General features: G+C 61.7%; 20 protein-coding genes. 9 read left to right on the top strand and 11 right to left on the bottom strand.

What is annotated here, in order from left to right; all coding sequences use genetic code 11:
• Positions 1 to 20: 20 nt before the first annotated feature.
• Complete coding sequence (locus Q0030_RS17670) at positions 21 to 1,052, bottom strand: IS1 family transposase (protein WP_298369476.1); 1,032 nt, start codon at positions 1,050 to 1,052, stop codon at positions 21 to 23.
• Between the two features lie 300 nt (positions 1,053 to 1,352).
• Between Q0030_RS17670 and Q0030_RS17665 the strand changes: the two genes are divergently transcribed.
• The 3 genes from Q0030_RS17665 to Q0030_RS17655 are packed head-to-tail and all read left to right on the top strand — an operon-like array spanning position 1,353 to position 2,589.
• A complete protein-coding gene (locus tag Q0030_RS17665; RefSeq protein ID WP_298369474.1) occupies positions 1,353 to 1,688 on the top strand; it encodes a hypothetical protein in 336 nt (111 codons plus the stop codon).
• An 11-nt stretch (positions 1,689 to 1,699) separates the two neighbouring features.
• Positions 1,700 to 2,107 carry a helix-turn-helix transcriptional regulator gene (locus tag Q0030_RS17660; protein WP_298369472.1) on the top strand — a complete coding sequence of 136 codons (408 nt, stop codon included), beginning with the start codon at positions 1,700 to 1,702 and terminating at the stop codon, positions 2,105 to 2,107.
• Positions 2,107 to 2,589, top strand: a complete 483-nt coding sequence (locus Q0030_RS17655; RefSeq protein WP_298369470.1) for a hypothetical protein — start codon at positions 2,107 to 2,109, stop codon at positions 2,587 to 2,589. The genes Q0030_RS17660 and Q0030_RS17655 overlap by 1 nt, the downstream gene beginning before the upstream one ends.
• Before the next feature lie 851 nt (positions 2,590 to 3,440).
• Here Q0030_RS17655 and Q0030_RS17650 read toward each other — a convergent pair.
• Positions 3,441 to 4,175: an outer membrane beta-barrel protein gene (locus tag Q0030_RS17650; RefSeq protein ID WP_298369467.1), complete on the bottom strand. Its 735-nt coding sequence runs from the start codon at positions 4,173 to 4,175 to the stop codon at positions 3,441 to 3,443.
• A 295-nt stretch (positions 4,176 to 4,470) separates the two neighbouring features.
• Here Q0030_RS17650 and Q0030_RS17645 point away from each other — a divergent pair, with 295 nt between their 5' ends.
• Both Q0030_RS17645 and Q0030_RS17640 read left to right on the top strand, forming a co-directional pair.
• On the top strand, positions 4,471 to 4,767 hold the full coding sequence (locus tag Q0030_RS17645) for a DUF3551 domain-containing protein (protein WP_298369465.1): 297 nt from the start codon (positions 4,471 to 4,473) through the stop codon (positions 4,765 to 4,767).
• Between the two features lie 116 nt (positions 4,768 to 4,883).
• Complete coding sequence (locus Q0030_RS17640) at positions 4,884 to 5,165, top strand: DUF3551 domain-containing protein (protein WP_298369462.1); 282 nt, start codon at positions 4,884 to 4,886, stop codon at positions 5,163 to 5,165.
• Positions 5,166 to 5,272: 107 nt separating this feature from the next.
• Here the strand turns inward: Q0030_RS17640 and Q0030_RS17635 are convergent, their stop codons facing one another.
• From Q0030_RS17635 to Q0030_RS17605, 7 genes are all read right to left on the bottom strand, one after another.
• A complete protein-coding gene (locus Q0030_RS17635) occupies positions 5,273 to 5,971 on the bottom strand; it encodes an ABC transporter ATP-binding protein (protein ID WP_298369459.1) in 699 nt (232 codons plus the stop codon).
• An 8-nt stretch (positions 5,972 to 5,979) separates the two neighbouring features.
• Positions 5,980 to 7,260 (bottom strand): lipoprotein-releasing ABC transporter permease subunit, encoded by a 1,281-nt coding sequence (locus tag Q0030_RS17630; RefSeq protein ID WP_092114619.1) that lies wholly within the window; start codon positions 7,258 to 7,260, stop codon positions 5,980 to 5,982.
• 72 nt (positions 7,261 to 7,332) lie between these two features.
• Positions 7,333 to 8,652, bottom strand: coding sequence for a proline--tRNA ligase (proS, locus tag Q0030_RS17625; protein WP_298369452.1), 1,320 nt, complete (start codon positions 8,650 to 8,652; stop codon positions 7,333 to 7,335).
• Positions 8,653 to 8,816: 164 nt separating this feature from the next.
• Positions 8,817 to 10,394, bottom strand: coding sequence for a copper resistance protein CopC (locus Q0030_RS17620; RefSeq protein WP_298369449.1), 1,578 nt, complete (start codon positions 10,392 to 10,394; stop codon positions 8,817 to 8,819).
• Positions 10,395 to 10,397: 3 nt separating this feature from the next.
• Positions 10,398 to 10,925 (bottom strand): YcnI family protein, encoded by a 528-nt coding sequence (locus Q0030_RS17615; RefSeq protein WP_298369448.1) that lies wholly within the window; start codon positions 10,923 to 10,925, stop codon positions 10,398 to 10,400.
• A 7-nt stretch (positions 10,926 to 10,932) separates the two neighbouring features.
• A complete protein-coding gene (locus tag Q0030_RS17610; protein WP_298369445.1) occupies positions 10,933 to 11,460 on the bottom strand; it encodes a copper chaperone PCu(A)C in 528 nt (175 codons plus the stop codon).
• 354 nt (positions 11,461 to 11,814) lie between these two features.
• Positions 11,815 to 12,435 carry a DUF2946 domain-containing protein gene (locus tag Q0030_RS17605; RefSeq protein ID WP_298369442.1) on the bottom strand — a complete coding sequence of 207 codons (621 nt, stop codon included), beginning with the start codon at positions 12,433 to 12,435 and terminating at the stop codon, positions 11,815 to 11,817.
• 209 nt (positions 12,436 to 12,644) lie between these two features.
• On the opposite strand from Q0030_RS17605, the gene Q0030_RS17600 reads away from it, so the two are divergent.
• From Q0030_RS17600 to Q0030_RS17585, 4 genes are all read left to right on the top strand, one after another.
• A complete protein-coding gene (locus Q0030_RS17600; RefSeq protein WP_298369440.1) occupies positions 12,645 to 13,070 on the top strand; it encodes a globin in 426 nt (141 codons plus the stop codon).
• 88 nt (positions 13,071 to 13,158) lie between these two features.
• On the top strand, positions 13,159 to 14,193 hold the full coding sequence (locus Q0030_RS17595) for a sugar ABC transporter substrate-binding protein (RefSeq protein WP_298369437.1): 1,035 nt from the start codon (positions 13,159 to 13,161) through the stop codon (positions 14,191 to 14,193).
• A 9-nt stretch (positions 14,194 to 14,202) separates the two neighbouring features.
• Positions 14,203 to 15,705, top strand: coding sequence for a sugar ABC transporter ATP-binding protein (locus Q0030_RS17590; protein ID WP_298369434.1), 1,503 nt, complete (start codon positions 14,203 to 14,205; stop codon positions 15,703 to 15,705).
• Between the two features lie 12 nt (positions 15,706 to 15,717).
• Complete coding sequence (locus tag Q0030_RS17585; RefSeq protein ID WP_298369431.1) at positions 15,718 to 16,752, top strand: ABC transporter permease; 1,035 nt, start codon at positions 15,718 to 15,720, stop codon at positions 16,750 to 16,752.
• A gap of 352 nt (positions 16,753 to 17,104) precedes the next feature.
• On the opposite strand, the gene Q0030_RS17580 is transcribed toward Q0030_RS17585, so the two are convergent.
• Positions 17,105 to 18,298 (bottom strand): aspartate kinase, encoded by a 1,194-nt coding sequence (locus Q0030_RS17580; protein ID WP_298369428.1) that lies wholly within the window; start codon positions 18,296 to 18,298, stop codon positions 17,105 to 17,107.
• Positions 18,299 to 18,337: 39 nt separating this feature from the next.
• Complete coding sequence (locus Q0030_RS17575) at positions 18,338 to 19,699, bottom strand: peptidase M15 (protein ID WP_298369425.1); 1,362 nt, start codon at positions 19,697 to 19,699, stop codon at positions 18,338 to 18,340.
• Positions 19,700 to 20,310: the final 611 nt, after the last annotated feature.

The following is a 20,310-nucleotide window of genomic DNA, read 5'->3' as shown; positions in this document are numbered from 1 at the left end:
CTTGTAACGTAGGGCTGCTTTCAGTTGGCGCCCTTTTTGGTTCTATTCTCCAACAGCCAGCCTTGGGACTTCTCTCTGACCCACTCTAGCGCGTCGTGCTCGCTGGCGAAGCCAAAGATACTATCCACTTCCCCGCCGCGCCAAAGCACGCTGACAGAGTGCCCCTTGCCGATGGCGTATTGCCGGACCACGAACTGATACTCAGGCTTGAAGTTCGCAAGCTCCCACTGCTCCAGCATCACAACCAGGTCTTCCATCTCCCAAAGCTTGTCAGTCACGCCAGCGGCCATTGCGGGCGTCACCTTGAGGGTCTGATGGATGCGGACGAAATTGTAGTACATCGTATGGAGCGCAATCGCTGCGGCGTGGTTCTCGACCTTCTTTGAGAAGGCGTTTGTCAATCGCGTGAAGCGGCGCATGTGCATGCGCATCGTCAAATTGCTTCGCTCAGCATAGGACGTGCTGATGTGCTTCGGATCGGGGTTGCCGATCTTGGGCTTCTTGTCTGCGCCAAGGCACTTGGCCGGGCTGTAGCGGACTTGCGCCTGTGGATCGGAACCGTAAATCTTGATGAGCATGGCGTAGTCCACCTGATCGGCGAACGCTGCCTCAACGGCGTACAGGTACGGCCTGTGGCCGTCGCTGGTAAGCTGGACGCGGTTGGCTAGGCGGCTCTCCAGATCGTGGACGAACGTCAGAGCGGCGTCCTGATCGCGTGCGCCAAGCAGCCAGCTCACAATCAGCTTGGTGTCGGCGCAAATGGCCGTCCACGTCCAAACGTCGCCAGCGGCCTCCGGAGCGGCCTTGGCCTTCTCCACGTTCGCGGCCTTCGCGTAAACGAAGGACCAGATTTCATCCATCTGGACGCGCTTGCACGGCAGGTTCCGCAGCGCCTTGTCCTGATGGGCGGCGCAGGCGTGGCCCGCATCCACCAACAGCTTGGCAACGGTGTTCTTGCTGGCCCCGGTCAGGCGGGTAATGGCGCGGATCGACTGCCCTTCGCAGAGCAGGTGCAGGATTTGGGCGCGCGCCTTTCGGTCCAGCTTGTTCATGGCTGAACTATATGACCCTTTATGCTTAGCGTCAAGTATATTGGTCAAAATCGAAGGGAGTACTTCAAACCTGCAATTGCATGAGTCACTATGTCACATCTTATTGGGGAATTGACTTTCTTGTCAATTATACTAGCTATAACGGGTCTGGTTAAAAGCCAGCAGCTGGTCGAATACCGACCAACCATCCAACGTCCATCGCACCCCCAAGGTGCAAGGAGCCTTTTCCTGACACCCGACGCTTACCTTTGGTGCTGCCCGCCCGATGCTCACCCTGATCCAAGGATCAAGGACGACACGTTGGTTCAGCTTGGCGATCAATTGAATGCGTTCGTTCGGGGCGAGTTTATGGATTACGCAGATGGGATCGACATAAAGCGACTAGACCCGGACACTCTAGATGTCTGGGAAATTCGCTCCCACCTCAAAAAACCGCAGCTAAGATTGTTCGGCTTTTTCGCGGCTCCGAAGTGGTTCGTTGGCACAAACTGCGCTGTGCGTGACGATTTAGAGCCGCAGAGAGGTCCGAAGTGGGACGCAGCAATCAAGAAGGCCGCAGATACGAGAACTGACCTGGTGGGCTCTGTGGGATTTTTCAGCGATGATCGCGGGGAATACGTCCGCAACCCGAAATAAGGATGGAAGTGATGAGTATTTCAATCATTCCGATTTCGCGGCGCGAACTGCTTGCCTATCGAGCAGATGTTAAAGGCTCGATCTTCCGGCAAATCCGCGAACTATTTTCGCGCCTCAAAGAGTTTGGGTTTACGCAAAAGCAGTTCGCACAAAAGATCGATATGGACGAAGGTCAGTTGTCGCGTCGCCTGCGCGGCGATTACGATCTTCAACTGGAAACGTTGTCGGATCTGGCACGAGGCCTTGATTGTCGCATCGAAGTACGATTGGTGCCGTTAGCCTCTAACGCCGCTCACTCGGTGACACCAGCCTCTCCAATAAAGACAGCAGTAACAAAGTTCGGGAAATTGCCTGATAGCTCATCCGGCCAAGTCGCCCAGAATGATAACTCTACTCTCATTGACGTTGTGGCCAGCTAATGATTGGCGACAGGCGCAATGCTTGGGGCTTTTCGATTTTTTGCGACGATATCCGTCAAGAAATTGGAGGAAAGCTCAGCGTCATGGGGACCTATGTCAACGACATGGTGTTCCCAAGATCGACGACGATCCCACTAGTCCTGCCAAAATTCTGCATCCTAGTAAAATACTTCGAAATATTCGGCGCGTTCTCCGAAGATTTGGAAATGCGTATCTTTTTGCCCACCGACCCTCCGGATGCCCCCACCTTCGTTCAGCCCGTTCCCCGCAACGCAGTTAAAGACAAGCGAAAGGCAGAATTGCAGATTGAGGATGACCAAGAGCGCGTCTTCAGCGTAACTGCACCAATTACCTTTGCCCCCTTCCCAATTGAGAAGGAGGGATTTCTAAAGGTGCGAATGGCTTGTGGAGCGGCAGTTACGAACTTGGGATCGCTCCACATTCGACTACAAGGTCAGGATGAGAATTTAGACTTCACTTAGACCAGCGTTTTGCTGCAGCCTTCTTGGCAATTTCCGCCCGACGCTCAGGACTCATAGCGTCCGCGCGCGCCTTCCCGCCTTTCCGCCCCAACTCCACTGCAGCCGGGTCTTTGCCCTCTTCCTCTGGCGTAGGGTCGCGGTCAGGCGTTTCGCCAGTGGCGATATCAATGATCCGCTTGGCGAGCTGGTTGGGGTCTCTGGGGCGCTTGGGGGTCGTCATCTGGCAGCACAGTCCACTCTGATGGGTCCGCCGGGAATCGGCTTTACCTGCTCCCACTGGTCATCGCAGCGGGTAAGTGTGCCGGTCCACCTATCGAGCCGATAGACGGCTCCGGGACCGATGGAAACCTCCCACCTAGATACAATCGCTAGAACGGCAGCGATTAGCGCCGCCCCAACAATGATCGAGATGTTTCGCCCCATCCGGCGAATATGCGACGTGGACAGTCAACATACCAGTGGCGAACCTTGCCACAATCAAACTGACCCACTACCCAAGCGACGCTAGTGGGTCAGTTTGACAACTGCCCCCGAAAGAAATCCCTTGGTTAATCGTGGCGGGAACTGGCAGCGTTTGGGGGTTACTTGTGCGATTTTTTGAGCGCCGCGATGGTTTGGACGACGTCATCGTCATCAGCATCGAAGGTCAAGTAACCAATGACCATCCATCCGGCGCACAAGCCGAAAATGACCAAGGCTGCCTTTAGCCAGTGTCCCATGGGAGCAAATATGCCCCCGGAGAGGGTTATTTTCCATCCCCGTCCACTGCCACAATGGGGAATCCGCCAGCTAAACAAAAAACCCCGGGCCGAAGCCCGGGGTTTTCGATGCCGCTTGGATTAAGCGAGCGATCAGTAACGCGCGATGATCGGGCCACCGAACTTGTAGTTCAGACGGCCGAGGACCATGTCGGTGTCGCCACCGGTGTGGAAGCCGGTTACACCGATGCCACCCGGGGTGACGAAGGTCGCACCGTGCGTGTCTTCGAAGATGTGGTTGTATTCGATGCCGAGCGACCAGCCCTGCGAGAAGGCGAATTCGAGGCCAACGCCGACCGTCGGGCTCCAACGGGTGTCGAAGCCGGTCGAGGACGCCAGCGCGCCGCCGGGTGCCAGGAACTGGTAGTTGCGATCGGTGACCGCAGCACCGCCCTTGGCATACAGCAGGACGTTGTTCCAGGCGTAGCCGATCTGACCGGTGAACAGGCCGAACGCATCGGTCTTCGAGCGAACGGTGCCGCCCGGGACGAGCAGGTTGCCGGTGCTGCCGGAGAAGTCAGCCCAGTTGCCCTGAGCTTCCAGACCGAACACCCAGCCGCCGGTCTGCCAGCGGTAGCCGACCTGGCCACCGACGGTGCCGCCGTTGGCATCGTAGCTGCCGGCCTGGCCGATGCCGTCGACCGAACGGTTGTCGTGGCTCTGGCCCCAACCACCGTTGATACCGATGTAGAAGCCGGTCCAATCATACACAGCGGCAACCATGGGCGGCGGAGCCTTGGTGTAAGGGCGAGCCGCGAGGTCAGCCGCAGAGGCAGCGGTCGCGCTGAGCGCGAGCAGGCTGGCGGTGACAAGCAAAATCTTTTTCATTTTCCCGTTCCAACTTTTTCTACAGGCCCCCAAGGCCGCGAGACACCGTCATAGCAGCCCCCGTCGGAATTGCTGTAACTTCGCTGCAACAGGTAGGGCCAAACGACTTCGCTCAAATTTGAAGTTAATACTGCGTTACAGGCACAACTTGGAACTTTTGCCACATAGCTGCCGCACAATTTTCACAATTCAAAACTGCGTCCGCAGTTCGTCCGCAAGATCGTGTTGACCGGAACCGGCTTGTCCGATTTGGATCGTCGCCGAGATCGAATCTTCGCAGCGATAAGGAATGCACATGCGGACGATGATTCTTGCTGCTGCGGTGTCTGTGATCACGCTTGCCACGCTTGGTATGGCGCCCTCCCATGCCGTCGGCGTGCGCTACCCGTTCTGCATCCAGGGCGACCGCTATCCCGGTCTGAGCAACTGCTCCTATCCGTCCTATGAGGCGTGCCTGGCCACCGCATCGGGCATCGGACAGAACTGCATCGCCAACCCCTATTATGCCGGCGACAACGACCCGCGCTCCTATCTGCACGTCGCCCCGCGGGACCGCCGTGAGGGCAATTTCTTCGACCTGTTCATTCACTGATGCCCGGCCCGGCGTCGCCGCCGCGGGAATGTGAGTTGATCGCTCCCGCACGCGGGGGCTATTCGCACGGACGTTCGGCGCGAGCGTTGCCGGCGCCGGACCGACTGGAGCTTCTGATGCGAAACCTGATTCTGGCACTGTTTCCGGCGCTCTTGGCGCTGGGCACCATTGCAAGCACGCCGGCCAATGCCCAGAAATACGATTCGACCTCGCCGATCTGCAAGACGAACTACCGATGGGGCGGCGAGGATACCGACTGCGGCTACACGTCGCTGGAGCAGTGCCGCGCCTCGGCGTCCGGCCTCGCCGCGATGTGCATCAGCAATCCGTATTATGCCGGGCCGCCGATCGATCGTCGGCCGAGCCGGTCCGGCAGACGACCTCGCCCCGCTTATTGAGGGCTCAAGCCCTTTCCATTCCGACTGAAGCAGAGCGGAAAAAGCCCTAGATTCCTGTGCTTATCGTGTGTTCTTCACACGAACCGCGACCCACTTCGCGCGAAACGTTATTCGAGCTCGACGACCTGTCCGTTCGACAGCGACACCCGGCGATCCATCCGTGCCGCGAGATCCATGTTGTGGGTCGCAATCAGCATCGCCACCCTGGTCGCCTTCACGAGCTGCATCAGCGCGTTGAAGACGTGATCGGCCGTCCCCGGATCCAGATTGCCGGTCGGCTCGTCCGCAAACAGCACCCGCGGTGCGTTCGCAACCGCGCGCGCGATCGCCACGCGCTGCTGTTCGCCGCCCGAGAGCTCGGCCGGACGATGGGTGATGCGGTCACCAAGCCCGAGATAGGCGAGGATCTCGGTCGCGCGTTTCACGGTTTCGGAGCGCTTGAGGCCACGAATCATCTGCGGCAGCATGACGTTCTCGAGCGCCGAAAACTCCGGCAGTAGCCGGTGCGACTGATAGACGAAGCCGATATCGGAGCGGCGAATCTGCGTGCGGTCGGTGTCGGACATCTGCGAGGTCGGCGTGCCCGCGACATAGACCTCACCCTCATCGGGACTCTCCAGCAGGCCCGCGATGTGCAACAGCGTCGACTTGCCGGATCCCGACGGCGCCACCAGCGCCACCGATTGACCGGGCCATAGCGCCAGCTTGGCACCGTTCAGAACCGTCAGCGTGGCTTCGCCCTGCCTGTATTCCCGCTTGATATCATGAAGATAGACAACCGGTACGTCTTCCGCCCCCTCCGCCATGTGCGCTCCTATTCGTACCGGAGCGCTTCGACCGGATCGAGGCGCGCGGCGCGCCACGACGGGTAGAGCGTCGCAAGGAAGGACAGCGTCAGCGCCATGATCACGACGGCGAGCGTCTCACCGAAATCGACCTCAGCCGGCAGCTTGGAAAGGAAATACAGCTCCGGCGAGAACAGCTCGGTGTTGGTGAGCCATGACAGGAACTGCCTGATCGATTCGATGTTCAGGCAGATCAGCATGCCGACCGCAAAGCCGGTCAGCGTTCCGACCACGCCGATCGAGGCGCCGGTGATCAGGAATATCCGCATGATCGATCCCTGCGAGGCGCCCATGGTACGCAGGATCGCAATGTCCTGGCCCTTGTCCTTCACGAGCATGATCAGCCCGGAGACGATGTTGAGCGCCGCGACCAGCACGATCATGGTCAGGATCAGGAACATCACGTTGCGTTCGACCTGCAGCGCGTTGAAGAACGTCGAATTGCGCTGCCGCCAGTCGACAAGGAAGACCGGCCGCCCAGCCGCCTCCGTCACCAGCTTGCGGTAGGTGTCGATCTTGTCCGGATTGGTGGTGAACACCTCGATCGAGGACACGTCGTTGTTGCGGTTGAAATAGGCCTGCGCCTCGGCGAGCGGCATGAACACGAAAGTCGAATCGTATTCCGACATGCCGATCTCGAACACCGCCGTGATCTTGTAGGGCTTGATGCGCGGCGTGGTGCCCATCGGCGTCACCGCGCCCTTCGGCGAAACCAGCGTGATCATATCGCCGGCATGCAGCGAGAGCTGATCGGCAAGCCGGCGGCCGATCGCAACCCCCTGCCCCTCGTCAAAACCCTCGAGCGTGCCCTGCTTGATGTTCTTGGCGATCGAGGTGAGGTTGTTGAGATCGTCGGCGCGAATACCGCGGATGAAGACGCCGGCCGCGTTGAACGGCGATGAGCCAAGCCCCTGTCCGTCCACGACGGGCGCGGCGAGGCGGATGCCTTGCACCTGGCTGATCCGGTCGGCGACGTCCTTCCAGTCGGTCAGCGGCGATTCCAGCGGCTGCACCAGAAGGTGGCCGTTGAGGCCGAGGATCTTGTCGAGCAGCTCCTTGCGGAAGCCGTTCATGACGGCCATCACCACGATCAGCGTCGCAACGCCGAGCATGATGCCAAGGAACGAAAAGCCGGCGATGACCGAGATAAACCCTTCCTTGCGACGCGCGCGCAGATAGCGTCCGGACAGCAGCCATTCGAATGGCGCAAAAGGCGGGGTACGGACTGGCTCGTTCATGGTCTCATCCATCTCTCGATAATCCCATGATTCGGGTCAAATGTGGCCGGATTACCCCGCCGATAGAGCCGGCGTGAATAAACTTTAACCCGCGAGCTTCGCGACCACGTCCGCGGGGCTCATGTTGTCGCGTGAACCGTCGCTGCGGCGCTTCACCTCGACCTTGCCTTCCGCGAGCCCCTTGGGTCCGACGAGAATCTGCCAGGGGATACCGATCAGATCGGCCGCGGCGAACTTGGCGCCGGCGCGCTGATCGGTGTCGTCGTAGAGCACGTCGACGCCCTTCGCCGAGAGCTCGCGATAGAGCTGCTCGCAGGCGCCGTCGACCGCGGCATCGCCCTGCTTGAGGTTGAGGATCGCGGCGCGGAACGGCGCGACCGCCTCGGGCCATTTGATGCCGGCGTCATCATGACAGGCCTCGATAATCGCGCCGACCAGACGCGACACGCCGACACCGTAGGAGCCGCCATGGATCGGCACGTCGACGCCATCAGGACCCGCCACCATTGCCTTCATGGTGTCGGAATATTTGGTGCCGAAATAGAAGATCTGGCCGACCTCGATGCCGCGGGTGTTGAGCCGCTTTGCTTCGGGCACTTCCTGCTCGAAGCGCGCAGCCTCGTGGACGTCCTCGGTCGCCGCATAGACCGAGGTCCACTGCTTGATGATCGGTGTCAGATCGCCATCATAATCGACGTCCTCGCCCGGTACCGGCAAGTCGAGCACATCGCGATTGATGAACACGCCGGACTCGCCGGTCTCCGCGAGCACGATGAATTCGTGGCTGAGATCGCCGCCGATCGGACCGGTCTCGGCCCGCATCGGGATTGCCTTCAGGCCCATCCGCGCGAAGGTGCGCAGATAGGCCACGAACATCTTGTTGTAAGAGCGCCGCGCACCGGCCTCGTCGAGGTCGAACGAATAGGCGTCCTTCATCAGGAATTCGCGGCCGCGCATCACGCCGAAGCGCGGACGCTGCTCGTCGCGGAACTTCCACTGGATGTGGTAGAGGTTGAGCGGCAGGTTCTTGTAGGACTTGATGTAGGAGCGGAAGATCTCGGTGATCATTTCCTCGTTGGTCGGTCCGTACAACAGCTCGCGCTTGTGACGATCGAGGATGCGCAGCATCTCCGGGCCATAGGCGTCGTAGCGGCCGCTTTCACGCCAGAGATCGGCAAGCTGCAGCGTCGGCATCAAAAGCTCGAGCGCACCGGCGCGGTCCTGCTCCTCGCGGACGATCTGCTCGATCTTCTTCAGCACCCGGAAGCCGAGTGGGAGCCAGGCATAGATGCCGGCCGCCTCCTGCCGCATCATGCCCGCGCGCAGCATCAACCGATGCGAGACGATCTCCGCCTCTTTCGGGTTTTCTTTCAGGATGGGCAGGAAAAACCGCGACAATCGCATGGCGTTACTCGGGAATCAGGAAAGCGTGGGAAGAGCAGCAGTGAAACCGGATCGGCTGTGAAAACACAAGGCCGCCAAATGACAAAAACCCTTCAAATCAGGCTATTTTCCGCCATTTGAGCGAAATGCGTCCCGCCGGCGTGCCCGGCGCGCCGATCGTGCGTTTACCTGACCTCGAAATCGTCTTCCAGCGTCACTTTCTTGAAATCGGTCACCAGGGCATCAATCTGCATGTGCCAGCGGCCCGGGACAGGTAACGGTACCTTCTTCACGTGCCAGTAGCCGTCGGGGCCCAGCGCGGCGCTGCGTTCCAGCGGCTCGATACCGCGATCCGGCAGGCTAAGCGTCAGCGTCGCCTCCTTGGCCGCGAAGGGGCTCGCATCCCCGTTCATCAGCTGCAGCACGAAATCATTCTGCCCAACCCTGCCCGGTGCGATCAGCACCTGGAACATCGCGGCATCGGTGTGGATGTGAACCGCGAGCGGAACGTCGTCGGACATCGCCAGCACGCGGGGCGGCGGCGTGAAGCGCCACAGCGCGACGAGACAGAGGATCGCGATCATCAGCACGAATTCGAGCGCGATCGAGCGCTGCAGCGGCCGCGTGCGGTGAAATTCGCGCGCGATGGTCGGCGTGAACACCAACCGGTTCAGCGCGGCGAGCGTGAGCAACAGCGACACCAGCACAAGCTTCGCGAGGAGGATGTTGCCGTATCCGGTGTCGATCAATGCGCCAAAGCTTTCGAGCTGAACGACGGCAAGCGCGAGGCCCGACAGAGCGATCGACGCGACGACAGGCACGGCGAGCGTCGAGAAGCGCCCGAGCACCCGCAACAGCGAGTCCTTGCGCTGCCAGGCCAGCATGGCCAGCGGCCCGAGCGCACCTATCCAAAACGCCAGGCCAACGCCGTGAATGAACAGCGCGGTCCGCGTCAACCACTGTGGAGAGGCGGTGGCGGCATGGCCGCTGACCGCAAGCGACAGCCCGACACAGATCATTGCGACCGCGGTGCTGATCCAGGCCGCGCTGAACGACGGACTGCGCCAGGCGAGCGCCGCGATCAGCATCGCGACAATCGCGAGCAGCAGCGCAGGAAGCAGGCTGGTGCCGGCAGCGCTGGCCCACGCCGCCCATGTCAGGACGCCCGTGATCGGCAGGTTCAGCAGGTCAATGCCCTGCAAGCCAAGCGAGGCGATCGCACCGATGAGGCCGATCGCAAGCGACCACATGATCAGCCGTCCACCCGCTGCTCCCTGCCCGATCCAGGTGGCAAAGAACACGCCACCGACGCCGGCAAACAGCCCGAGATAGAGGCCGAGCCGTGCCAGCCAGATCAGCGCATGGAGCAGGCCGTCGCCAGCCGGCGCCGCCGAGCCGGTGACGACGCCGATCGAGAACAGGAGCGAGCCCGCGACCGGATGGCCGTCCTGCGACACCACGCGGTAGCTGACCACCTGTGTGCCCTGAGGCAAGTCGGCCGGCAGGGTCACCATGACAGATTGATCGACAGCGCGGATCGTGACGTCGCGCGGCTTGCCCGTAGCGTCGAGCAGGCTCACCGCGGTCGGCGCCACCGCTTCGTTGAAGCGGAGCACCACCGTCTTCGGTGCCTCCGTCACCACGCTGCCGTCCGCAGGCTCAGCGGCAATCAGGACGGCATGCGCATGGGCCGAGGTCGCAAGACACAGCGCCAACAGCAGCGCAGCTAGACTCGCTACAACATGACCTGCGACCAGCCGCACGGCTTACGACTTCGGCAGCAGCTTGACGCCCGGCGCCGGCGTCTTGCTGCCATGGTCGTGCCCGCCGCCCTGCCCCTCGGCCGGGATATCGATCCAGCGGCTGACGCCCTGTTCGCATTCCTGCACGACGGGAAAATACAACGTGGTGTTCGGCTTCAGCGTGTCGGTGAGAAACGTCTGCATCACGAACTCGTCGTAGTTCTGGTCGGAGAGCTTGCCACCGCTCCAGGCGACCTCCTTCACGCCCTCGGAGAGCTTGGCACCGTGATAGTCGTACTGGGCGGCGTATTTGCCGGTGACCGTATCGAGGGTCCAGCCGGGCTTCGACATCGGCTTCACCCCGATCGCGCCTTCCGGAATCTGCACGCGGATCTTGATCGTCGCCGATCCGGCGCAGCCATGCGGCACGGCGAAGACAGCCTTGTAGTACGAACCGACCGGCGCCTGCTTTCCCTCAAGCGTGATATGGGCGACTGCCGGCGACGCTGCGAGCAGCGCCGCCGTGGCAATGAGCAGCGTGTGTGACCGCATGGCTCCCTCACATCTTCTTCATATCCATGTGACCGGAATGGTCGCCATGGCCGGAATGATCGCTACCACCCGGCGCCTGCGCGCCGACGGCCTGCACGTCCAGCGAGACCGAGACCTTGCCGGCCTTCTCGAATTCCAGCGTGACCGGCACCTTGTCGCCCTGCTTCAGCGGGTTCTTCAGATCGAACATCATCAAATGATAGCCGCCCGGCGCAAGCTTCACGGTCTTGCCCGGCTCGATGGTCAGTCCCTTGTCGAGCGCACGCATCTTCATGACGCCGTTGTCCATCGACATCTCGTGCACTTCGATCTTGCCGGCGACGTCACCCGAGCCTGAAACGAGCCGGTCGGGCGTCGTCCCCTTGTTCTCGATCGTCAAATAGCCGCCGCCGATCTTGGCACCGTTCGGCGTGGCGCGTGTCCACGCCTGCGTGATCACGAGGTCGCCGGCCTTGACGTCCTCGGCGCGTGCGGAAGCAGACGCGAGTGCGGCAGTCAGCGCTGCGAGAGCGAGGATGCGAGAGAGCATCTTCATTGGACGAATTTCCTTTCAGGTTGAAGTTGCGTTGTTATCGGATTGTTGCGGCCTGGGCGTCAGACCATTTGTTCAGATCGGCGATTTCGGCCGATCCCTCGATCGTTGTGTCTTCGGCTTGGACCTTGCCGGTTTCGCGCGCGCGGCCTGCGGCGCATCGACGGAGACGGACGGCAGCGTCGTCTGGCCCTCTGCCCAACTTGTAGGCGTGGAAAGCGCAAAGCCCAGCGTGAGTGCGCTGGCCCCGGCCCGCAGATGAAGCCTAAACATGGATGAATCCTGACACCGGCTCTTCGGCCGGCTTGCTCTAAGGCACTCGCCGGCGCGCGAGGCGCACCGGCAGCGAGAACGTCGTCAGGAAAAAAGCGGCGGCGCGCGGGCTTGCGCGGAGAGGCGCGCCTGCGAGCTATCGAATTCGCTGGTGAAATCAAGCCAAGCGATGCGCGTTGCAGGCCGCTCAATGGCGTGAGCCGTGCTCTCCGGGTTATCAACCGGCGCTCCGGTCTGCAGCACGCTGCATGCGGAGCAACAGCCGTCATGGGCATCATGACCGGTCTGGTCACCCTGCCCGGCTCCGGAGCCGGCATCGCCGTGGCAGATGGTGGCGGCCGCGAGCGGATCAGACGCGGCAAGGCTTGCCGCCCAGCAGGCCCCGATCGGTGCGAAAATCTGCACCAGCAGGGCAACCAGGACTATGGGCAGAAAAATCTTCAGCCGCCGGCGCATTGCAAAACCCATCCGGAACGGAACTAACCACCACAGGCGTCGGAAGTCGAGATCATCGACACCGCGCGTTTCTTCCGGCTGACGGAAATTGCCGGGTGTGACACTTGCATCGCGGGCCCTCCACCGGCCTTTGTATCCCCTTACTCTGTCACGTGTTTTCAGCTCACTTTCGCAACCGGCAGTGGCACCATCCCAATCATTTCGCAAATTGCTCGAAATTTGAACAATCGTTGCCGAAAATGATGACAAGGCTGGAAAGATAGTCTACCAATTCGGGCTCAGGCCAGCCGCGAGGTGTGTCCTGGTGGTCCAAGTCTCGGGAGGAGCCCGACGCGCACAAGCAGCGTCACCCCATGAATCAAGATCAAATCGAATTTTTGGGGCAAATAGGGTCGACACAATTTTTGGAGCAGGGCTTGGAGCCCTGCTCTTTTTTTATGTGATGATCGCAAAGCGCTATGACTCCATCATCGAATCCAATCGAACGCAGTTTTGAACTCGCCGCAGCGGCTTGCGATGATCTGACGCCGCACGTGTACCAGCGCTTGTTTCGCGAACATCCCGAGGCGCAGGCGATGTTTCGCACCGAAGGCAGCGAGCCGGTGAAAGGCTCGATGCTGGCGTTGACGATCGAAGCCATCCTCGATTTCGCGGGCGAGCGCCGCGGACATTTTCGCCTGATCGAATCGGAAGTGTTCTCGCATGATGCCTACGGGACGCCGCGCGAATTGTTCGTCGCATTCTTCGCCGTGATCGCGGACTGCCTGCGCGACATTCTCGGCGGGCAATGGTCTGACGAAATCGATGCTGCGTGGCACAAGCTGCTTCGCGACATCGAGGCCATCGTGCTGCAACAGAAACATCTCGTGGACGCGAGGGCGTAGCGCCACCGTTCCGATTGTGACACACTCCCTTTATCCGCGGCGCGTGCAACTGACGCCGACGGTCAGAAAAACGAAGAGGGAGCAAACAATGCCAGACACGGACAAGGGGATGGACAAGGCGTCGACGACGCGGCGCGGCCTTCTGCAATTGGCGGCGGCAGGCGGAGCTGCGGCCGGCCTGTTCGGCGGAATGGGCGTGACGTCTGCGCTCGCAGCCGAAACGGGACGTTCGGAAAAGCCACTGAAGGCCGCGTTCTCCAACGCCGGACTGCAGGCGACGTGGTGCGCACAGGGCAAGCAGGCCGCCGAGTTCTGGGGTAGGCTGTTCAACGTCGAGGTGACCTGGTTCGACGGCCAGCTCGACGCCGTCAAGCAGCGCGCCGCGATCGACAACATGGCCTCGCAGAAATGGGACTTCGTCGCGATCCAGGCGTTCGGCATCGGCACGCTGACCCAGCCGGTGCAGAAGATGATCGACGCCGGCACCCCCGTGATCGACATGGACACGCTGATCGCGCCGCTCGATCAGATCAACGTCCATTCGTTCTTGGCGCCCGACAACGAGTTCATGGGCGCATCGGTGACGCAGGCGCTGTGCAACGCAATCGGCGGCAAGGGCAAGGTCATCATGACCCAGGGCGCGCTCGGCCACACCGGCGCGCAGGGCCGCGCCAAGGGCTTCAACTCCGTCGTCAAACAGTTCCCGAACATCGAAGTGCTGGATACCCAGCCCGCCGACTGGGACGTCTCCAAGACCGCCCGGCTCTGGGAAACCTATCTGACGAAATATCCGCAGATCGACGCGGCGTTCTTCCACAATGACGACATGGCGCTCGCCGCCGCCAACATCATGAAGGCGCACAACCGCACCAACATCCTGATCGGCGGCGTCGACGCCATGCCGCCGGCGATCCAGGCGGTCAGCGAAGGCCGCATGTTCGCAACCGTTCGCAATCCGTCCTGCCGCATCCATGGCGGCGCGATCGTCGCGGGCGTTGCCGCCGTGGTCGGCGGCGAGAAGAGCGGCCAGGGCATTCCGAAGAACGTCGTGACCGATGGTCCCGTCGTGACCAAGGCCAACGCCGCCGGCATGCAATGGATGGAGGATCACTTCCTGATCTGAGCGGTCCTCATGTCGCAGGGACGCTCCCCGATCCTCGAGTTGAACCAGATCACGAAGGCCTTCGGCGGTGTCGAAGCCCTTCGTGGGGTCGACTTCGCGCTGCACGCCGGCGAGATCCATGGTCTCGTCGGCGAGAACGGCGCCGGAAAAAGCACGCTGATGAAGATCATCGCCGGCGTGCATCCAGAGTTCTCCGGCCGCTTCGTGCTCGACGGCAAGGAGACCCGATTCCGCTCCACCCGCGACGCGCATGCCGCCGGCATCGGCATGGTGCATCAGGAGCTCAGTGTCGCGCCTGATCTTACCGTCGCCGAGAATGTCTTCCTCGGCAACCAGCCGACCAACCGCCTCGGCTTCGTGGAATGGCGGCGGATGGCGCGCGAGGCTGGCGAGCAGCTGTCCCGGTTCGGCATCGACGTCGATCCGATGACGCGGCTCGGCGACCTGCCGATCGGCCTGCAGCAACTGATCGAGATCGCCCGCGTGCTGTTCTCCGGAGCGCGCATCATCATCCTCGACGAGCCGACCTCCGCCCTCTCCCCGCCCGAGGTCGAACGCCTGTTCACGACGCTGCACAAGCTCCGTGACGACGGCACCAGCATCGTCTTCATCTCGCATTTCATCGAGGACATCCTGCGGGTGTCCGACGTGGTCACCGTGTTCCGCAACGGACGGAAGATCGCCGAGACCGCGTCCGCGGATACCACCAAGGGCGCGCTGATCGAGGCCATGATCGGCCGCGGCGGCGAGGCGCTGGAGCACAGCTACACCGATGACCTCATGCTCCCGCAACCAGGTGGCGGTTCGACGGTCCTGAAGGTCGATCAGCTCTCGCTCCGCCGCAGCCTGCAGGACGTCTCGTTCGAGGCCCGCGCCGGTGAGGTGCTCGGCATCTACGGTTTCATGGGATGTGGCCAATTGGAGTTGTCGCGGATCCTGTTCGGCAAGCTCAGGCCCGACGGCGGAACGCTTGTCGTCGACGGCTCCGCGAAAACCTTCCGCAGCACCGCTGCGGCGCGGCGGGCCGGCGTCGCGCTGGTGCCGGAGAGCCGTCGCGCCATGCTGTTCCACCAGGAGCCAGTCTACAAGAACATCTCGATCAGCATCCTCGAGCGGATCTCAGCGCTGCTGCTCAAGCCGGTGCGCGAGCGCGCCATCGCCCAGCGCCAGGTCGAGCAGCTGCAGATCAGGCCGCCGGTGGTCGGCCTCGATCTCGGCATGCTCTCGGGCGGCAACCAGCAGAAGGTGGCGCTGGCGAAATGGCTCACCTTTCCGCCGCGCCTGCTGGTGCTGTGCGAGCCGACCCGCGGCATGGATGTCGGCGCCAAGAACGACGTGATCAACATCGTGCGCGACCTCCGCGCCAAGGGACTGGCGATCATCGTGCTGTCGACCGAGCCGGAAACCGTGCTGTCGCTGGCCGACCGGATCCTGGTGCTGAAGCGCGGTGCAGTGGTGCGCGAATTCGCGGGCGAAGCAGTCAGCAAGGATCGGCTGCTCAAGGCGGCCTAATGGAGTGAGATGATGGCGAGCAGTGACAGCGCGACGAGCCCAGCCGATCACAAGCGGCCGCGCGGGCTGGCGCCGTTCCTGCGCTCGCAGATGCGCAACATCGCTCCGTTCCTGACGCTGATCTTCCTCAGCGGCTTCTTCGCGATAGCAAGCCCGTCGTTTGCGACCATCGACAATCTCGGCAACATCCTGACCCAAGTGTCGGTCACCGGCATCATCGCCGTCGGCCTCACCTTCGTGATCCTGTGCGCGGAGATCGACCTCTCGATCGCCAGCATCGCCAACGTCACCGGCATTGCGGTGGCGTACTTTACGCTGCAGGAGTCCTACGTCAACATCGCCAATGTCCCGATGCCGGGTTTTGCTGCGATCCTGCTGGCGCTGGCGCTGTGCGCGCTGCTTGGCCTCGTCAACGCACTGGGGCTGACCATGATCGGCATCCCCTCCTTCATCATGACACTGGCCATGATGCAGATCGCGGCGGGCGTCTCGGCACTCCTGGTGCGCGGCCAGATCGCCTACAAGGTGCCGCCCCTGATCACGACGCTCGGCTCGGGCTCGATCGGCGGCATCCCGTGGATCGTGATCGTCGCCGCGGTGATGCTGCTCGGCGGCCATCTGGTGCTGACCTACACGCGGTTCGGGCGCTACGTCTACATGGTCGGCGGCAACCGCGAGGCGGCGGAATTCGCCGGCCTCAACGTCAAGCTCATCCTCGGCAGCGTCATGGTGATCTCGGCGGTCTGCTCGGGGATCGGCGGCATGCTCGGCGTCGCGCATTTCGGCAGCGCGCAGCAGAACGAGTTCGACACCTATCTGCTGGACTCGATCGCGGCCGTGGTGGTCGGCGGCACCAGCCTGTTCGGCGGCCGCGGCGGCATCGGCAACACCATCGTCGGCCTGTTCGTGCTCGGCGTGCTCAACAACGGCCTCGACCACGTCAATATCGACAGCTTCCTGAAGATCCTGATCCGCGGCCTGATCCTGCTCGCCGCGCTGATCATCAACGTCTACGCCCAGCGGCTGCGGGAGCAGGCGGCGGAGTGAGCGTGCTGAGGCCAGCTCAGAATGATGGTGATGGAAGCGCCCGTCCTCTCCAGCTGTCGAAATCGCGGCATCTCCTCAGCTGTCGTCCTGGCGAAAGCCAGGACCCATACTCCGCAGCAGGAATTGTGAATGGGATTCGTCGTTCCAGCGTCGCACAACAACGATCATTTGGGGTAATGGGTCCTGGCTTTCGCCAGGACGACGATGAGTATGGGGACGCTGCTTCGCGTTCTCGCGGCACGTTTCGCCCGAGCTTGCGCCGTCGGGCAACTCAGTGGCATGGGCGGCGATCGCAAATCGCGCCGACACCGTGTGCACGATCATTCATCCGTGCCATCGCGAATTCGCAGTGCTAGATCAGCGAATGCAAAGCCCTGACCGCAGCCTCACGGCTTTCCACCGGAACAAAGAAACTTACCGAATGCGATGACAAGACATACTTGTCGGCGATGACCCCGTGATGTTGCAGAGTCTGAACCGCCTTGTATGGCAGGTTTGGAGAAATGCCGCCGAGGCAAGTGACGCTCACCGAACTCAGAGTCTCGCGCTGCTTGCGCAGGTCTTTGCTCCCTTCCAGTGTACGCAGCAACGCGTCGAGTGTCTCCGAATCGCAAGTCATCATGATGCGGGTTTTGTCGGCGGTGAAAGCCGAGGCTAGGACTTGCGGCCAAGGCAAGCCATTTTGCATGAGATGCTGCGCGAACTTCTCAAAGCCTTGATTGAGGTTCGCCGAATCGATCTCCACGTGCTCAATGCGAGCCATTGAGTTGACGGCCAGGACTTTTCCGTTCTCCATATCCGCGACCTCCTTCATCACTTGCGTGCTGTGTCGAGCGCCGCCCCACTTTCTCAAGACCAGAGGCACGTTTTGGCTGTGGGCCAGCTCCACGCTGCGGAAATGCAGGACTTTTGCGCCCCAGAAACACATTTCGGATAGGCATGCGAAATCCAGCTGACGCAAGGGTTTTGCATCCGCGACGATGCGAGGATCAGCCGAGCACACTCCGTCGACTTCCTTGATAATCTCGCAGCACTCCGCCTTCAGCGCCGCAGCCATGGCGACCGCAGTGGTATCGCTGCCACCCCGGCCAAGCGTCGTGATTTCCTTGGTCAGCGGATCCACGCCCTGGAAGCCCGCCAGGACCACGATGCGTCCGCGATCAAGCTCTTCGCGCACACGAATGGGCCGCACATCCAAAATGCGTGCGGATGAATGGGATCCGTCGGTCATCACACCGGCCTGACTGCCGGTAAAGCTGATCGCCGGCACGCCTAGATCAGACAGCGCCATGCTCATCAAGGACATGCTGATGCGCTCGCCGGTGGTCAATAACATATCGAGTTCGCGGCGATTGGGATGCGGGCTGATCTGATAGGCCATCCTGACGAGTTCGTCGGTGGTCTTGCCCATCGCTGAAACGATCGCCACGACACGATGACCACGGCCATGCAAATCAGCGACACTGCTCGCCACTGCGCGGATTCTTGCCGGTGTTTCGAGGCAGGCGCCGCCATATTTTTGTACGATGATGGGATTGCTAGGCATTCTTGCCCGCGTCGTGTTGAAAGGCGCAGCTGAACCGGATCAGATCGTTCTCCCCTTCGACGCTTTCGCGGTTTTTGATCGTTTCGCCGCGACCTGCAGAGCGCCCCGGTTGCGCTTCTTGATATCCGCTTCCGCGTGTTGCGCTTTCGTCCCGCCGCGGTGAGCGGCGTATTCCTTGCCGTCTATCGGCGCGACATGCGGTGGATCTCGATCGAGATACGGTCGTCCGATTCCAAAATCCGATCCGCGTGCATCGATCCATTTCCAAAGGGCCTCAGTGGAAACCCAACGCTCCGCGCGCGTCGCGCCTTTGACGCTCACGATATCAGCGGCAAGCCCGTGGCCGTAGCCACCGCGGAAGCTCCCTCCATGGTATGACTTGTCGGACGCCGCCTTCAGGCCGCTCGCGATCGATTGACGGTAGTCATCGCGGAACGCGCTGGTTATCCCGGGCGACAACCCGGCCTGCTCCGCCGCGTAGAGCGCATGAAAGAGCTTGAGCTTGAAGCCCCGATCCACCCCTCCAATCACGTAGTCGATCATCGGCATGCCCATTCTTTCCGCCGCCTTCGGATCCTTCCACGTGAAATCGTTATCGACGCGCCTGCTGAACGTCCTGGTGACGGTCACCGTCTTGCGCTTCCTTTTGACCGTTACTTTCCGCTGCTCTTGTACGCTGATGGTGTCTTCCTTGGGCGTCCGCTCGTAGAGGGCCCACAGGTACCGGTCGATGCACACATCAACGACGAGGCACTCTTCGAAAATATCCAGGGGTCTCGCGGCCTCCTTGGTGTCGCTCGACACTGGAGGCGTGCTCGCTGTCGCCGTTTGCACCGGCGATGTTTCGACCGGCAAGGTCTGCGACGGTTCCGGCAACGCCGCCACGACAATCGATTTCGGCTCGCTCGAGGTCGCCGTCGCATCAGGGGCCGTCGCCGGCATCGATTCAACCGCCATCGCCGCGTCGACGTTAGCGACAGCGTTGCCCGTGACGTCTGCCTGCAGGGTGGCCGTCGTAAAGGCCGGCTCCGTCACGGGTTCGGCAGCCATCGTCACCTCAGCGTTCACGTTGGCGACGTTGCTGACGGCAGGTGTCTGTGGCGTATCGGCCAGTTCGGCATTGGCGGCGAGAGATGGTGCGAGGCCCTCGATGGGCACTGCTCCAATGTTCCCCGTGCCGGCAAAGCCAGCAAGCCAGACAGCAGCGAGCCAACCTGCGAGAACGACCGCCCCGCACAGCTCAGGCGTCACCGTCGCAATTCGCCGCGGGTTCATCATCCCGTAGCCTCCAAAGGCCCGATCCGAGCCCTGTTGCACAGCCAAGCACGCGACGGGGTCGATCATTTGGATCAAAATGGAAACGCGCAATGGGCGGAAGCCGTTGGCCCTACGCTTTTCCAAAGGGTGTTGCTCGAGCGCAACGCGCGATCGCTAGCAGCGTGCCGCCACCTTCGGTGATTTTCACCAGCGATGGGAGCTCTGATGTTCGCTCCAGGTCAGGAGCCGAAGTTGTGCCCCTCATCGCTCGCATCCGCTCGCTCATGGTTAATTCCGTACTCACGCGCCGTGGCAATGGCCCAAATATTCGCTAACCTCTGGTGGGCAGCGGAGGGCTCGCCTTTGTCAGCGTCGAGGGCACACCGTGAGAGGATCGGCTGGAAAATGGCGGTCGCGGCCGGGCTTGCCCTAAGTCAGGCCGCGGTAGCAGCACCGCCCGATAACCCAAATCCTGCGCTTGCCCCATGGTTTGAGAGCCTCAAGCAACCAGGCACCGGTGCGTCGTGCTGCTCGATTGCGGATTGCCGGACGGTAGAGTTCCGACAGGACCGAGACGGCTACGAAGTCCTAATCGATGGTCGCTGGAAGTTGTCGGCGCCATTCTGGCTGCGGGTCCCACCGAACAGGATCATCGACAGAACCGACAACCCGACGAACCGCGCCGTGGTCTGTTTCACGCCTGAGGCCGGCATTCTCTGTTTCGTGCGTCCGGCCGAAAGCTAGTTCATGCCGCG

Origin of the sequence: uncultured Bradyrhizobium sp., assembly GCF_947648125.1 — a bacterium.
Lineage (GTDB): Bacteria > Pseudomonadota > Alphaproteobacteria > Rhizobiales > Xanthobacteraceae > Bradyrhizobium.
Note: the sequence above shows the minus strand (reverse complement) of the source record. Positions and strands in the feature narration are given on the sequence as shown.